A 14,374-nucleotide genomic window follows, 5' to 3' on the forward strand; every position below is an offset into this window, starting at 1 on the left:
GGTCGAGGAGGCAGGTAGGTTTGGAGTATCGTAACAAGGTTGTTGTTGTCACCGGAGCAGGCAGAGGGATTGGCCGAGCGATTGCGCTTGCTTATGGCGGCCGAGGTGCCCAGATAGTCATCGCTGACCGCGATGAAGAAGAGAGTCAACTGACAAAACAAGCGGTGGAGGATGCAGGTGGCAGTGGATGGGTGGCCCGCACCGATGTCAGCCAGCCCGAGCAGATCGTCTCTTTGATGCAGAACGTCGTGGAAAGGTACGGAAAGATTGACATATTGATTAACAATGCGGGCGTATCAGAATGGAAAGACCCCTATGAGCTAAGTGTTGCCGATTGGGACCGGATCTTGAACACCAACTTGCGGTCTGTCTTTTTCTGCTCGCGGGAAGCGGCTCGCTGGATGAAACAGCGCGGCGGGGGAGCGATTGTCAACATCGCTTCCACCCGGGCGCTGATGTCTGAGCCCCACTCGGAGGCATATGCCGCCTCCAAAGGAGGGATTGTGGCGCTGACACATGCTCTGGCGGTGTCACTGGGGCCGGACGGGGTCCGGGTCAATGCGATCAGCCCTGGCTGGATTGAGACGGGGGATTATCAGCAGCTGCGTCCGCTGGATCACGCTCAGCATCCAGTCGGCCGTGTCGGGAATCCAGAGGACATCGCCAAAGCTTGCCTTTTCCTGACCGGATCGGACAGTGATTTCATCACCGGCACCAATCTGGTGATCGATGGCGGAATGACGAAAAAGATGATTTACGAGCCATAAAAACATCAGCATTGGACTGTTTTTGCAACAAGGCATGGGAAGAATAATCGACCTGTTGTAAGGAATTGCATGGGTAGGAAGACAAGATTTCAGACGTTCGCAAGGAAATGTTGCGTACGCATGTAAACGTTGCGAGGCGAAAGAGAAAAACAGGTGAGCGAAAGCCTTGTCAGTGCCCACAGAGTCGGAGCGGAAACAAAGCGGTACACGCTTGGCGGCCAACTGCTACCCTGAAATGCCAACGCCCCTTGAGGGCTTTTGGCCGCCGTACCGCTTTGTTGGAGCGCAGACGGTCTTCCCGGCTTCTCCGCAGGCACTGGCACGAGCGGAGCGAACCTGTTTTTCTCTTTCGCCAACCACTATGCTCCTCCTAAGAAAGGACCGTCAGGAGTGAACGGCACCTCCAAAGTCCAATAATTGGTGTGCCGTTCACCCCTGACGGTTTGTCTGCATAGCCCGACCTCAGACTACACTCTTTCGGACCACAATCTCCCGCTGAATCATGTCCCACATCGCAGGGTCTTCCATACCCAACCGCCACAAGGCAAGACCGCGGATGCCGAGTCGATTGGCCAGCATCAGCTTGGAGCGGATGGAGGCGGCGTTCTCGAACCAGACTTCGTGTCGGTTCCCTCTCTCGTCTTGGTAGGAGAAGGTTGGCGTCTGCGTCTCTTCATCAAAGCGTATCTGGGCGTTGTAGCGCTGGGCCAGATTGACGGCCATCTGATAGGTGACATAGGTATTGCGTCCGGTGGTCAGGTTGAAGTCAAATCCGAATACCGATACTGCGGCGGTTATCTTGCTGGCTGGCATCTTCGTCAGAGTGTACCGGACGACCCGTTCCATCCAGCCGATTGACACCGGGGGGCCTGGAGGGCTCCCTGGCCAGCCATGTTCGTTGTACAGCATCACGACGAATTCGTCGACTGCTGCGCCAATGACCGCATAGTCAAACGGAGCAGAGAAAGGATTGGTCGGCCGGTCCGACGTGCGTGCGGGCACGCTAGCCGCATAATAGTAGCCGCGCTGTTTCAAGGTCCGCCCCAGCTCTTGGTAGAAGGTGGAGAGCAGATTGCGGTCCTCATAGTTGACGTCTTCAAAGTCGAGGTGTGCACCGTCAAAGTTGTAGCGTTGAATCAACTCGATCACATCATTGATGAATGCCTGACGGTTTTCAGGTGATTCCAGCATTACGTGGATCACCTGTTTGTTTACTTCTTGATTTCCCCGCTCATACAACAGATTGTGGATGACAGGCAGCATCTTGATATTGTTTCGGTGTCCGGTCGCAACCACTGATCTCATGTACTCGTCTGTAAACGTAAAAAATTTCTCGATCTGCGACGGGTTTTCCCGGTCGATTCGGAAATGGAACAAGCCGACATCGGAAATGAGAGCAGCATGCTGGGTGAAAGACTGATAGGAACTGGGCAGGGTAGGGCCCTCTTCTTCGGTGTAATACCCCAAAATCTCCAGAATCGGCTTTTCTCTGCCGTGGGGAACGATGTTGACCAACTGGCGGGCAATCCAGCCCAGTTTTCCATTATAGAGGCGGACCTGCACCCAGTCCTCTGCACCGCCGACCACCGGCATTCGCGTTCCTCGCACCATCTGCGCGATCACGACCGTCTCTGTGCCAGGTGCGTTGCGTACATTGGCTGCGTCCACCTGCACGATCGCTTCCGTATAGACGGGAATGCGCAATCGCTGCCCAACCTGCAATTCTGTGGTGGTCAGTCGATTGTAGATCATGAGCGCCTCCGGGGCTGTCTCGAACTGCTGGGCAAGCTGATAGAGAGTATCGCCTTCCTTAACGGTGTACACTTCCGGCCGTGACGAGGGGATCTGCAGCGTCTGTCCGATGTAAATCGTCGGGGATGTCAGGTTGTTGGCCCGCATCAGTGCTTCTACTGTAATTCCAAATCGGTGTGCGATTTTGTACAGTGAATCGCCCCGCCGGACGCGATAGATGGTTTGGCCGTCTGGCATGGTGATTCCCCTTTCTTCTCGTAGATTCCATACCCATCGTATTCATCCCGCCCAGTAATGGGTACTGGAGCCCAGCGAAAAAAGGAGAAAAAAGAACAGCCCGGCGTCTCTGCCGGGCTGTTCATCGTGTGCGGGCATCCGTAGCCGGATCGGCGGCGAAGGAGGCTATTCCGCTTTCCCCACGTACACTTTTTCACCATTCTCGTATTTGTAGACGAATACTTCAGCGTGCTCGTTATCCCCTTTGTCGTTGAAAGATACTTTGACGAATTGGCCTTGGAAATCCTTCGTATTGTGGATTGCTGTCAATACCTCTTCACGGGTCGGTTTCTTTCCGCCGTTGGCTTTAATCGCTTCCAGCACGCCGTTCAGCGTGACGCTCATCGCATCGTAACCGAACGAAGTAAAGATCCCTACTTTATTTCCGGTAGCCTGTTCGTACTCGGAGATCCACTTCTTGCCTTCTTCTGTCGAAGCGATGTCGCCGACAGTAGAGGTGAAGACGACACCCTCTGCAGCCGGACCAGCAATCTTCAGCATGTCGGCAGAGTCAAAACCGTCGCCGCCCATGAAGTAACCTTTATAGCCTTTGTCGCGGGCTTGTTTGATCAGGATACCGGCTTCTGCATAGTAGCCGCCGAAGTAAATCATGTCTGGGTTGGCTGCAACCACTTGGTTGATGATTGCGCTGTAATCTTTCTCACCAGCTGTAATTCCCTCGTATCCGACCACTTGCACGCCGTCCTTTTCGAACTGCTTTTTCACTTCGTCAGCCAGACCTTGGCCATATGCTTGCTTGTCATGGATGACGAAGGCGGATTTGACGTTCAGCTGATTCTTGGCAAAAATGGCTGCTTTGGAGCCTTGTTGATCGTCACGTGCACAAATCCGGTGTACGACTTTCTTGCCTTCTTCGGTCAAGCTGGAACCGGTGCTGGACGGGGATACCATCGCCAGTCCTTCCTGTTCGTACTTGACAGATGCGGCAATCGAGGCACCCGTCGTGACGTGACCGACGAGAGCGACTACGTCAGGATTGGAGACCATCATTTCGGCAATGGCAACTGCTTGTTTCGGGTCTGCCTGATCGTCCTGCGGCAGCATTTCCACGGTGAAGCCCAATTCTTCGAACTCCGCTTTCTTCTGTTCCAGTGCGTACTCGGCCCCCGCTTTGGCTGTGCTGCCGTAGTCGGAAGCTGAGCCGGAGAGTGGACCAACAGAGGCGATGACGATTTTTTCTTTGCCTTGTGCGGCACCCTCAGAGCCGCCTCCGCTTTGCTCCTGGTTGGCCGAAGAGCCGGACTCTCCTCCATTGGATGCGTTGTTGGTGCCTCCGCAGCCCGCCAGCATGGTACCTACTGCCAGCACGGCGCTGAGAAAGGCAAGCTTGACTTGTGCTTTTTTCATGAACTGAATCCTCCTTTTTCTTATCTTCCTTTGCGATGAGGTCCCCCGTCTACTCACTTTCTTGGTGTCTGAAGCAGCAGATGTAACTGGACTCGCTTTTTATTTTAAAATAAATAGGAAATTTTACAAGTAACAAAATTTTTACTTTTACAAAATCGTAGCTCTTTCTACATATCTTTTTTGGTCCCTCTAAGTTCTTCAGGGCCTATAGCTAGCGCATCAGAGTAGAAAAGCCATCATATACTGTCATGGAATGGAACATATTGGCGAGGGGGGATGGGCGAGATGAGGATTAGCTTGCTGACACAAATCATGATCGCCTTTATTATCGCTGTGGTTGCGGGCGTCATCGCAGGACCAGCCATGCAGGCGGTGCAGCCGCTGGGGGACTTATTCTTACGTTTGATAAAATTTATTATTGTGCCGCTGGTTCTCACTTCACTAGTAGTTGGTGTAGCCGGTACGGGAGATCTGAAAAAACTGGGCCGGATGGGCGGCAAGACGATTCTCTACTACCTCGTGACGACGGCGATCGCAGTGACGCTAGGCTTGGTGATCGGCAACTTGTTTTCACCGGGGACGGGGCTTGCGATCACCGAACCAGAAAGCAAAGTGGAGTATCAGGAAGCACCGGGATTGGTCGCAACCCTGCTGGGGATCATTCCCACCAATCCGGTAGCGGCGCTGGTAGAGGGAAACATGCTGCAAATCATCTTCTTTGCCATTTTTCTCGGTTTAGGGATCACCCTCGTCGGGGAAAAGGGGGTGCCGGTCTACCGCTTTTTCGAGGGGCTGGCAGAGGTGATGTACAAAATCACATCGATCGTGATGCGCGTAGCTCCGCTGGGGGTGTTTGGCCTGATTGCTCCAACAGTGGGCTCATATGGGGTATCGATCCTGTTGCCGCTGATGAAAGTGATCCTCGCGGTAGCGATCGGCTGCTTGTTGCACGCCTTGATTACCTACTCGGCTGCCGTTAAACTGTTTGCCGCGATCAGCCCTGTACGCTTCTTTAAAGGGATCGGCCCGGCCAGTCTGGTTGCGTTCAGCACGTGCAGCAGTTCCGGTACGCTGCCAGTGACGATTCGGAACACAGAGGAAAACCTTGGCGTATCCAAACGGGTTGGCAGTTTTGTTCTGCCGCTTGGCGCCACCGTCAACATGGACGGTACGGCACTCTACCAGGGCGTATGCGTCTTGTTTGTCGCTCAATTCTTTGGCTATGATTTGACACTGGTGCAGCAGTTGATGGTTGTGCTGACAGCAACGCTTGCTTCCATCGGGACGGCTGGTGTTCCGGGAGCCGGGCTATTGATGTTAACCATGGTGCTGACCTCTGTTCAACTGCCATTGGAAGGCATTGCGCTGATCGCCGGCATTGACCGCATCCTTGACATGTTCCGTACGGCGGTAAATGTGACCGGAGATGCGTCAGCGGCAGTGGTGGTCGCTGCCTCGGAGGGGGAACTGAAGCGAGGCAGAGCAGCGGCCGTTGGAAGTTCTAGTTAAAAATAGAGACCCGTCCACCATTCTACCCGATGGCGGACGCGTCTCCTTATGATTGCCTTGGATCAGTCAAACTTGCCGGACCGATAATCCTCAAAGGCTTGACGGATCTCTTCCTCGGTATTCATCACAAACGGACCATAGGCAACCACTGGTTCATTGACAGGCTGGCCTGCATACAGAAGAACACGCAGTTTTTCCTTGGCGGTCACGGTGACTTCACTATCGGAGTGGTCATTAGCAGAGCTCAAGTGCAATACTTGCCCCGCCTTTCCTTCCATACTGTCGATCCCAAACGTACCGCTGCCTTCGAGAATATAGAGAAAACCATTGTAGTTTCCCGGCAGATCTTGTGTCACAACCGCACCAGGCTCCAGCACGATTTCCACCATCGTGACTGGCACATGATTGAGGGTAGGGGCATGTACCCCCTTGGAAGAACCGGAAAAGACACGTACAACAGCCCCTTCTTCCTGGCGAACAGGCATCTCGTTGCTCCGCAAATTTTGATAGCGCGGCTCGGTCATTTTCTGCGAACGGGGGAGATTGACCCACAATTGCAAACTGTGCACAGTCGAACCCTCTGCCGGGTCTTCCTTATGGATAACGCCCCGTCCGGCAGTCATCCACTGCACATCGCCTGGTTCCAGCTTGCCATAGCCGGCTTTATTGTCCGCATGCTCCAGGGTTCCCTCAATCACGTAGGTGACGGTTTCGATCCCGCGATGGGGATGGAAATCAAACGTGCCTTTTTGAAAGAAATCCTCGGCCAACATCAGAAATGGGTCGTACTCTTTCCAATTGCCCGGCTCCAATATAAAACCATTGGTATGGATCGGGCTGTTTTTCTGATACTGTACAGTATGAATCCGGCGGATGCCCCGTTGTTTCATTCGTAACCTCCTGTAGCCAGGGGATATGGCTTGGTACCCCTTTTGATTCATCAGTCTAGCATACTCTGCATGTAATGGCAGTAGCTTGATGCTCTTTTTAGCACATTCTCTTTATTTATTGCACCAATCATGTACGTTCCAAACCTGTGATACCCAGTCATGATAAAACGCCGGTTCATGAGAAACGAGCAGAATCGTTCCGTTGTAATTCTTGAGTGCTTGTTTTAAGGCGTCTTTGGCCTGTAGGTCCAAATGATTGGTAGGTTCATCCAACACAAGAACATTGCTTTGGGATAACATCAGTTCACATAAACGAACCTTTGCTTGTTCGCCGCCGCTAAGTGAGCAGAGCGGCTGCCGGATATGCTCATCTGTCAGGCCGGACATGGCCAAGGTCTGCCGTATCTCTTTTTGTGTCATATCGGGACGAAATGACCACAATTGTTCCAGTGCTGTTTGCCTTGAAGCAAGCTCCTCTTGTGCAAAATAAGCTGCCTTGACTCGTTCACCCAGACGCACAATGCCGCTGAGTGGCGGCAAATACCCCAGCAATGTTTTCAGCATGGTTGATTTTCCGATACCGTTATGGCCAACGATCGCGATTTTTTCGCCTCGTTTGATTTGCAACTGGATCGGTCCGAATAACGGATCTGTATAGCCGATCTGTAGTTGCTCCGCCTCTAAAATGCGAGGCACCGGATCTGTGTGGACGAGAAACTGGAACCGAGGCTTCAACGCGGACTTTGGCCTCGCGATTCGCTCCATCTTTGCCAAAGCTTTTTCCCTGCTTTTCGCTTGCTTGGCTTTGCGATTTCGGTTCTTCTCAATAAAGCGCTCCAACCTGATAATCTCTTTTTGCTGCCGCTGATACGCTTCTTGCCATTGCTGTTTGCCTAATTCGTAATGGCGGAGAAAGGCTTCGTAATTACCGGTGTAGCGTTTGATGGCTTGATGTTCCAGATGATAGATCGAAGTTGTGATTTCGTTTAAGAACCGCTCGTCATGTGATACGACCATAAACGCTTGTTCGTATTGTTTCAAGTAGCCGATCAGCCATTCAATATGGTTTTCATCAAGATAGTTTGTCGGTTCATCAAGCAGCAAGACATCTGGTTCCTCCAGCAAAAGTTTGCCCAATAGCAATTTTGTCCGTTGGCCGCCGCTCAGGTTCTGCACATCGCGATCCCTGCCTAATTCCAGAATGCCTAATCCGGCACCGACTTCTTCTACTTTTGTGTCAATCTGATAGAAGTCAGATTGTTCCAGCTTACTCTGCAGTTCGCCGTATTGTACCAACCATTGTTCCCGGTGTTCATCTGCTGCGGCGATGTTCTCTGCGATTTGCAGCATGTTTTGCTCTGCTTCATACAGGTGAGCAAAAGCACTTCGCAAATATTGGATTGTCGTTGTACCTGGCTTAAGGTCCACATGCTGCTGTAAAAAGCCGATTTTTGCGTGGGGAATCCATTCAACCTTTCCCGCGTCAGGAAGAAGTGTCCCCGCCAGGATGCGCAGCAGAGTTGATTTGCCAGATCCATTGCTGCCGACAAGACCTGCATGTTCCCCTCGCAGTAACCGAAACGAAACGTTTTGAAATATGTTTTTATCCCCATACATGTGGGAAAGTTGATCAACCGTTACGATGCTCATCGTCATTCTCTCCTTTTTGCTTCATTTGCAAAGCCAACCGAGAGAACGACAAATCACGCATATTCAATTCAAATCGTCGCCCTATAAAAAATGGGCAAGGAGAACACACTCCTCGCCCATTACAGATCCTGCACGATCGTCATTCCTTTCTCTTTCATAAAATAAAAAACGCGCCGGACCTCTTGGTCCTGCGCGCTCGTATGCCGCAGGGAGGCCAACGCGATCAGCGTTAGCCCACCCTGACTATTTGACAGGTGTGCTAACGCTGCTTGTGATGATGATGAAGTTGATGAAGCTGATTCGGCATGGTGCGATTCATGGTTTCGAACTCCTTCAACTCATGGATTGCATCGATTATAACAATAACTGGTAGGGGAGGCAAGGTGTATTCCTGAGGAAATGCAAATCGCAGATCTCGTCTGCTAATCGCTGTGCGGTATATTTTTGCCGTAGTAGATTTCATCCATTTCCTTTTGCAGTCGTTCTGTTATTTCTTGCTGTTCCTGCGGAGTTAACGCTTCTTTCGAATATCCAAAAAGATAGTTGCTTAAATCAAACGCTTTGAGCTTGCATTTTGTATGAAAAATATGTTCCTGGTACACATTGACGTCAATCATCTGGTATACATTTTTTACTTCCTCTGGAATGTAGTTTTGTATGGAATTGATGTCATGGTCGATAAATAGCTTGTTGCCGTTTATATCTCTAGTGAATCCCCGGACCCGGTAATCTATGGCCATAATATCTGTGTCAAACGAGTGAATCAGATAATTAAGCGCTTTTAACGGTGAGATTTCCCCGCATGTGGATACATCGATGTCTGCTCTAAATGTACTGATCCCTTCAGACGGATGGTATTCAGGATAAGTATGAACGGTGATATGGCTCTTATCCAACTGCATCACTACCCCTTCGGGCAGAGGCCCGGGCGATTCATCCCACGATTCGGATGGGACTTCTACGACTGGCCCCTCTGAGACCAACAAGGTAACACTTGCGCCTTGTGGGATGTAGTCTTGTTTTGCGATGTTCAATACATGTGCTCCGATGATCTCGGAGACTGTTTTTAAAATGTTTGTTAAACGAACGGCATTGTACTGTTCATTTATATATTCGATATACGCTTTCCGTTCTTCTTTGGTTTTGGTGTAGCAGATATCGTACCTATTAAAACTTAATGTTTTGGTAAGATTGTTGAAGCCGTGCAATGTAATCCGTTGTTCCGACGTCGGTTTCACGCTTCATTTCCCCCTATCGCTTTTATGCGCAACGACGATCATTTCCTTTTCATCATTGCCATTCTGTCAGATAAAAAACCGTCCGAGGGAAACGGCTGTGTGACGTCAAGACACAATGGATGGTACAGGAGCGCAGAGCATTGCTGGTGGATAACAAAAAAGGCTTACCCTGTTCGGGATAAGCCTGGCTAAGCGAAGAAAATACCCATCAGCGAATAGATAATCACAGTAGAAAAAAGAAGGGTCATATGAAACAGAGAATAAACGAACATGATTTTTGCCCACTTCTCGGAATCCATTTCTTTATAGCCGAAAATGCTTAAGATCAGCCAGATGATGCTTAAAAGAAGGGCTACCAACATGAGTCCCAGACTTAGAGATCCAAAGAGAAAACTGATGGCAATTAATACGACCAAGTAGATATTTGTTTGCATATACGTTCGTTTGACACCTTTGACTACGGGAAGCATCGGAACCTTGGCAGCCCGATACTCTTCGTGCTTGCGGATCGCGATGGCGTAGAAATGAGGCATTTGCCAAATCACCATGATCACAAAAAGGCCGAGGATGGCGGGATGCGTGATGTCTGGATAGATAGCAGCCCAGCCGATGAGCGGGGGCATTGCTCCGGAGATGCTTCCAACCTCAGTATTATAGATGGTTCTTCGCTTCGTCCACATGGTGTATGGTACAAGATACACAAACAAGCCGAAAAACCCCAAGAATGCGGCCAGCGGAGTGGTTAGCGCAAGCGCAGCGATGCCAAAGACAGCCATCAGTATAGCAAGCCATAACACGGTTGCAGGCTTGATTTCTCCTGTTACGGTTGGTCTGTTTTTGGTTCTCTCCATAATGGAGTCAATGTCTCGATCATACAAGTTATTAAAAGCACCGGCAGCGCCAATCACCAGAAATGAACCAATCAAAGCGTAGATGATTTCTGCAAGCTTTTCCATAGGGCTGATCTGGTAGGTATACAGAGCCAATGTTAATCCGGCGAACATTGGAATCAGGTTTGATTTGATAATTCCCGTCTTGATCGTTTGCGCCAAAATCTTTGACAAAGCCTGTTTCGGCCTTGGCAGATGTTCTTCCCTTTGCATCATGACTCGCTTCCCTTGCTAGGTTATCAAACTGATTGTACTACAATTTTCAATGACAATACGAGCGATATATATCGATTATGTGGCATGCATGTTAAAGCTATATGGTATGACTGTCAAGAGATGGAGGAGGAAGGGGTTCATGGGCGCTTCGGTTGTCGTCATGAGCGGAGACTTTGATAGATTTGGTACATGGACAATTCATCACTCATCGATCTGGCAATCTGATAAGCTTCGCTCACACTCTTGTTGTGTTGAATCACCTCATAGAAAAGCCGCACGATGAACATGAGCGCTTCATTTCCGTCTGGATAATCATCTGGTCCTATATAGATCTGACAGCCGCGATCCAAAAACGCTTTTGCTAGAGCCGGGTCGCCTAACGTGCAGCCGTTGCCAAAGACGATCTTTCCGTCCAACTGAGCATAGCGTATAATCTCGTCTGGGCCAAAGTCCCCTTTTGGTTCCCCATGCTCATAAACGTCTTCACCCAATTCCGGCATGATGAACTTCCCTTCATCACCGTGGAAGCTGAGAATGATCATCTCGGTGTCAGGATAAAGATCTTCTCCAGACAATACGGAGATGAAATCATTTGGCCTGCCAATCCAATAGGTAATCACTCTTGCACCCAAATACTCCAGAGTGGCACGTATAGCTTGTGCCTCCATATCACAATTCGGTCCGCATACCAAAGCTACATGGATCGCTGGTTTACTCACTATTGAATCTCTCCTTTAACATATTGATGTGAACGATATGGGGAGTAGTGTTTCATCACCCATTCATGAAAGACTCGATACGCTGTACTGCAGTCTGAAACGGAGAACAGGAATGTACCGGCTACTTCTCTACGGCTTACTTTAGAATCAGCCAAAAACTTGTCATCCTCTTCATTTAGATAGATCTGATACGTACCGTCCGAACTTTTAAATCCCACGGCATGGATGTCCAGCCCCGCCTTAAAAAAGCCAAGGTGAATTACGGATGGATGTACGTCCATCTCATTTTCTGAGATGATTGGATTTTGCAATTCGTCGCCAAAGTGATGTTCATCGATGAGATAACCTTGAAAGTATCCATCGACCATGTAACCAAGACGCTCAATCACATCATGCAGCGTATGGAAAGGGAAATGTTTCGTTTCACCTACACTATTATCACAGTACTCCCAGATGAAATGTTCCAGGATTTTTGCATGTGTGAAGCTAATGGCTCTAGCAATGTCTCTGTCTAACGGTTGATCGAGAGTTTGTTTGATGATTTCCCGCACGCTATTGTAGTAGTCCCAGAACAATGGCCAATCAAAAGTAGACGCTTCGCTTAGTTTGTAGAGAAAGGTATTTTCAACACAGTAAAAATTATTCATCAGCACGTCTCGTTCTTTTTTCATAAAAACTCCTCCGAATATTCACTACACATAAAATTCCACGCTAAAAGGAAATAACCTTCCAAACATGGGGAGGAGCGGGGTGCCGATACATCTTATTTCATTGGATTTGACTCCGTCTGATCCCAGTTGTTTAAATAGTAGGGGAAATATACAGGCGCACACTAAAGAGGAATGAAACGCGTCGCCTCAATCAAGCAGTGTGCTCAGAAACGAAAAGGATGCTGAAACATGCAACGATGTATTGTAATTGGTGCGGGAATTCTAGGCGCTTCGACAGCATATCAATTGGCAAAAAGAGGAGCAGAAGTGCTTATTGTTGATCGAAAAGACAAAGGACAAGCAACTGATGCTGCTGCAGGGATTATTTGTCCATGGTTGTCACAACGACGCAATCAAGCCTGGTATAAGCTGGTCAAGGAGGGGGCGCGTTTTTATCCAGGCTTGATCGAAGAACTGGAGAGGGAAGGGGAGACAGAAACCGGGTATGCCCGCGTTGGCGTTCTCCGTATCCATAAGGAAAGAGAAAAGCTCGTTGAACTGGAAAAACGGGCTCTAAAACGCAGGGAGGATGCTCCGGAGATTGGCGAGATTACTCAGATCACTGCAAGCCAGGTAAAGAGCTTGTTTCCTCCACTGGGCAACGACTACGCCGCTCTCCACGTCAGTGGTGCCGCCCGCGTCGATGGACATGCTCTGCGAGACGCGCTGCTGCGCGCCGCGATAAGAAAAGGAGCTGCCTTTCGCAACGGGGAAGCTATCCTCCGATCCAACGGGAGCTCTGTTACAGGAGTACAAGTTGGGGACGAATATATCGCTTCAGACATTGTCGTTGTTTGTGCTGGTGCATGGGCCAATCAACTGCTGCAGCCATTAGGTGTACAGTTCAACGTCACCTTCCAGAAAGCGCAGATCGTTCATCTGGGATTACCAGGTGCGGACACGGGCAGCTGGCCGGTCGTCATGCCGCCTGGCGATCAGTATATATTGGCTTTTGATGAGAACAGAATAGTGATCGGCGCAACACATGAAAACGACCCGGAAGGTTTCGACACCCGCGTAACGGCAGGCGGCTTGCAGGAGATTTTCAGTAAGGCATTGGAGCATGCTCCCGGACTGGCCAACAGCACCTTTCTGGAGGCAAGAGTAGGTTTTCGCCCTTTCACTCCGGGATTTCTCCCGGTCATCGGAGCGTTGCCCGGCTGGGAGGGCATCTTTGTTGCAAATGGGTTAGGTGCATCGGGACTTACGATGGGGCCCTATATCGGATTTCAACTAGCAAAACTGGTTCTTGGACTGGACATCGATATTGCGTTGGAGGATTACAAGGTGGATGGAGCAATAAACGTTTGATTCTTGCCTGAAATGTTGGATGGTCTAGTGTTGCGATCAGGGAGGTTTAGGTGATAAAAGCCGGGATAATACATTCCTTAATCAGCGGCCACCTATCCCTGGGGTGCATGATGATTGTTGAGGCGATGGCTACTACTAGGTCTTTTTCTGGAATACAGCAAATAACATTACCGCCATCTCCCATTGCCAAGTAGGCAAAAACTCCGTCTTCTTCGTGCAGCCACCACAGATAACCATATTTATTGGGGTTCATCGATGTTGATTCAAGGGTCCATGCGCCTGAAATAATCTGATTATGCTCCCAAAAACCATGATTTAAATAGAGAAAGCCAAGACGCGCCATATCACGGAGAGTTAGCGTCACTCCCCATCCTCCAGTGGAATTGCCCGTTGGGTCTGCAACCCAGCCTTTCACGTTTTTCCCGAATAAGTCATCAAACCCAAATGATTTCATTTTATAATCGGGGATTTTTTTCATGCCAATAGGGCTGAATAAATGCTCGTTGGCAAACTCGCGGGCGCTTTTACCTGTGCTGCGAGTGATAATCGCAGAAAGCAGGTGTGCCCCTGCGGTAGCATACTTAAACGCGCCTAGTTTTCCTTTTTGGCCCATCCTATCAATAGTGTAGGCTACCCAGTCTGGCTGTTTGCACAACTTGTCTAGTGGTTCATGCCAGTCCTCAAATGGATATGGTACTGTCATGGTGAGCAGATGGCGTATGGTAATTTCTTTTTTCTGTCTATCAGCAGTATGTGATATGTAATCTGGAAAAAAATCCAGTACCTTCTGGTCTCCGCTTTTGATATGGCCCTTATCTATGGCAATGCCAATGAGCGCAGATATAATACTTTTGGTTACAGATGCTACATGGTGCGGATCATCCGGACCGTAACCGTTATAATATTTTTCAAAGGCAACATAGCCGTTGCGCACAACGATCATACCGTTCACATTACTATATCCAGATTGGATCATAGGATCCAGTTTCAAGAGCTTTACCGGGTCCATTCCCAGGTCTGTTGGGTCGGCTGCTTGCCACTGGGTAGTGGGCCAGTAGGATCTTTCCATCATATATAC

The 14,374-nt window shown here is 49.6% G+C and carries 13 protein-coding genes; 4 read left to right on the top strand and 9 right to left on the bottom strand.

Annotation, left to right across the window (positions count from 1 at the left end; genetic code table 11):
* Positions 1-20 precede the first annotated feature (20 nt).
* On the top strand, positions 21-767 hold the full coding sequence (locus LOK74_RS01340) for an SDR family NAD(P)-dependent oxidoreductase (protein WP_230044820.1): 747 nt from the start codon (positions 21-23) through the stop codon (positions 765-767).
* Between the two features lie 166 nt (positions 768-933).
* Complete coding sequence (locus tag LOK74_RS01345) at positions 934-1,161, top strand: hypothetical protein (protein ID WP_230044822.1); 228 nt, start codon at positions 934-936, stop codon at positions 1,159-1,161.
* A gap of 68 nt (positions 1,162-1,229) precedes the next feature.
* Here the strand turns inward: LOK74_RS01345 and LOK74_RS01350 are convergent, their stop codons facing one another.
* Both LOK74_RS01350 and LOK74_RS01355 read right to left on the bottom strand, forming a co-directional pair.
* Positions 1,230-2,756 (bottom strand): LysM peptidoglycan-binding domain-containing protein, encoded by a 1,527-nt coding sequence (locus tag LOK74_RS01350; protein ID WP_230044823.1) that lies wholly within the window; start codon positions 2,754-2,756, stop codon positions 1,230-1,232.
* 165 nt (positions 2,757-2,921) lie between these two features.
* Positions 2,922-4,163 carry a branched-chain amino acid ABC transporter substrate-binding protein gene (locus tag LOK74_RS01355; RefSeq protein WP_230044825.1) on the bottom strand — a complete coding sequence of 414 codons (1,242 nt, stop codon included), beginning with the start codon at positions 4,161-4,163 and terminating at the stop codon, positions 2,922-2,924.
* Positions 4,164-4,448: 285 nt separating this feature from the next.
* On the opposite strand from LOK74_RS01355, the gene LOK74_RS01360 reads away from it, so the two are divergent.
* Complete coding sequence (locus tag LOK74_RS01360) at positions 4,449-5,672, top strand: dicarboxylate/amino acid:cation symporter (RefSeq protein ID WP_230044826.1); 1,224 nt, start codon at positions 4,449-4,451, stop codon at positions 5,670-5,672.
* 62 nt (positions 5,673-5,734) lie between these two features.
* On the opposite strand, the gene LOK74_RS01365 is transcribed toward LOK74_RS01360, so the two are convergent.
* From LOK74_RS01365 to LOK74_RS01390, 6 genes are all read right to left on the bottom strand, one after another.
* A complete protein-coding gene (locus tag LOK74_RS01365; protein WP_230044828.1) occupies positions 5,735-6,562 on the bottom strand; it encodes a pirin family protein in 828 nt (275 codons plus the stop codon).
* Between the two features lie 111 nt (positions 6,563-6,673).
* Positions 6,674-8,212 carry an ABC-F family ATP-binding cassette domain-containing protein gene (locus LOK74_RS01370; protein WP_230044830.1) on the bottom strand — a complete coding sequence of 513 codons (1,539 nt, stop codon included), beginning with the start codon at positions 8,210-8,212 and terminating at the stop codon, positions 6,674-6,676.
* A gap of 422 nt (positions 8,213-8,634) precedes the next feature.
* Entirely contained in the window at positions 8,635-9,450 is an 816-nt protein-coding gene (gene speD, locus LOK74_RS01375) for an adenosylmethionine decarboxylase (RefSeq protein ID WP_230044832.1), read from the bottom strand.
* A 188-nt stretch (positions 9,451-9,638) separates the two neighbouring features.
* Positions 9,639-10,553 carry a heme o synthase gene (gene cyoE / locus LOK74_RS01380; protein WP_230046879.1) on the bottom strand — a complete coding sequence of 305 codons (915 nt, stop codon included), beginning with the start codon at positions 10,551-10,553 and terminating at the stop codon, positions 9,639-9,641.
* Positions 10,554-10,714: 161 nt separating this feature from the next.
* Entirely contained in the window at positions 10,715-11,275 is a 561-nt protein-coding gene (locus tag LOK74_RS01385; RefSeq protein ID WP_230044834.1) for a delta-aminolevulinic acid dehydratase, read from the bottom strand.
* Positions 11,275-11,946 (bottom strand): Imm41 family immunity protein, encoded by a 672-nt coding sequence (locus LOK74_RS01390; protein WP_230044836.1) that lies wholly within the window; start codon positions 11,944-11,946, stop codon positions 11,275-11,277. The genes LOK74_RS01385 and LOK74_RS01390 overlap by 1 nt, the downstream gene beginning before the upstream one ends.
* A 228-nt stretch (positions 11,947-12,174) precedes the next feature.
* Here LOK74_RS01390 and LOK74_RS01395 point away from each other — a divergent pair, with 228 nt between their 5' ends.
* Positions 12,175-13,296, top strand: a complete 1,122-nt coding sequence (locus LOK74_RS01395; RefSeq protein WP_230044838.1) for an NAD(P)/FAD-dependent oxidoreductase — start codon at positions 12,175-12,177, stop codon at positions 13,294-13,296.
* Positions 13,297-13,342: 46 nt separating this feature from the next.
* Here LOK74_RS01395 and LOK74_RS01400 read toward each other — a convergent pair whose 3' ends face one another.
* A complete protein-coding gene (locus tag LOK74_RS01400; RefSeq protein WP_230044840.1) occupies positions 13,343-14,365 on the bottom strand; it encodes a serine hydrolase domain-containing protein in 1,023 nt (340 codons plus the stop codon).
* Between the last annotated feature and the right edge of the window lie 9 nt (positions 14,366-14,374).

Source organism: Brevibacillus humidisoli (assembly GCF_020923435.1).
Classification (GTDB): domain Bacteria; phylum Bacillota; class Bacilli; order Brevibacillales; family Brevibacillaceae; genus Brevibacillus_E; species Brevibacillus_E humidisoli.

Bases quoted from the DNA above. Each gene is read 5' to 3' on its own strand.
- LOK74_RS01355 (WP_230044825.1), bottom strand. From the start codon at position 4,163: ATGAAAAAAGCACAAGTCAAGCTTGCCTTTCTCAGCGCCGTGCTGGCA.
- LOK74_RS01360 (WP_230044826.1), top strand. From the start codon at position 4,449: ATGAGGATTAGCTTGCTGACACAAATCATGATCGCCTTTATTATCGCT.
- LOK74_RS01365 (WP_230044828.1), bottom strand. From the start codon at position 6,562: ATGAAACAACGGGGCATCCGCCGGATTCATACTGTACAGTATCAGAAA.
- LOK74_RS01350 (WP_230044823.1), bottom strand. From the start codon at position 2,756: ATGCCAGACGGCCAAACCATCTATCGCGTCCGGCGGGGCGATTCACTG.
- LOK74_RS01370 (WP_230044830.1), bottom strand. From the start codon at position 8,212: ATGAGCATCGTAACGGTTGATCAACTTTCCCACATGTATGGGGATAAA.
- LOK74_RS01400 (WP_230044840.1), bottom strand. From the start codon at position 14,365: ATGGAAAGATCCTACTGGCCCACTACCCAGTGGCAAGCAGCCGACCCA.
- LOK74_RS01390 (WP_230044836.1), bottom strand. From the start codon at position 11,946: ATGAAAAAAGAACGAGACGTGCTGATGAATAATTTTTACTGTGTTGAA.
- cyoE (WP_230046879.1), bottom strand. From the start codon at position 10,553: ATGCAAAGGGAAGAACATCTGCCAAGGCCGAAACAGGCTTTGTCAAAG.
- LOK74_RS01395 (WP_230044838.1), top strand. From the start codon at position 12,175: ATGCAACGATGTATTGTAATTGGTGCGGGAATTCTAGGCGCTTCGACA.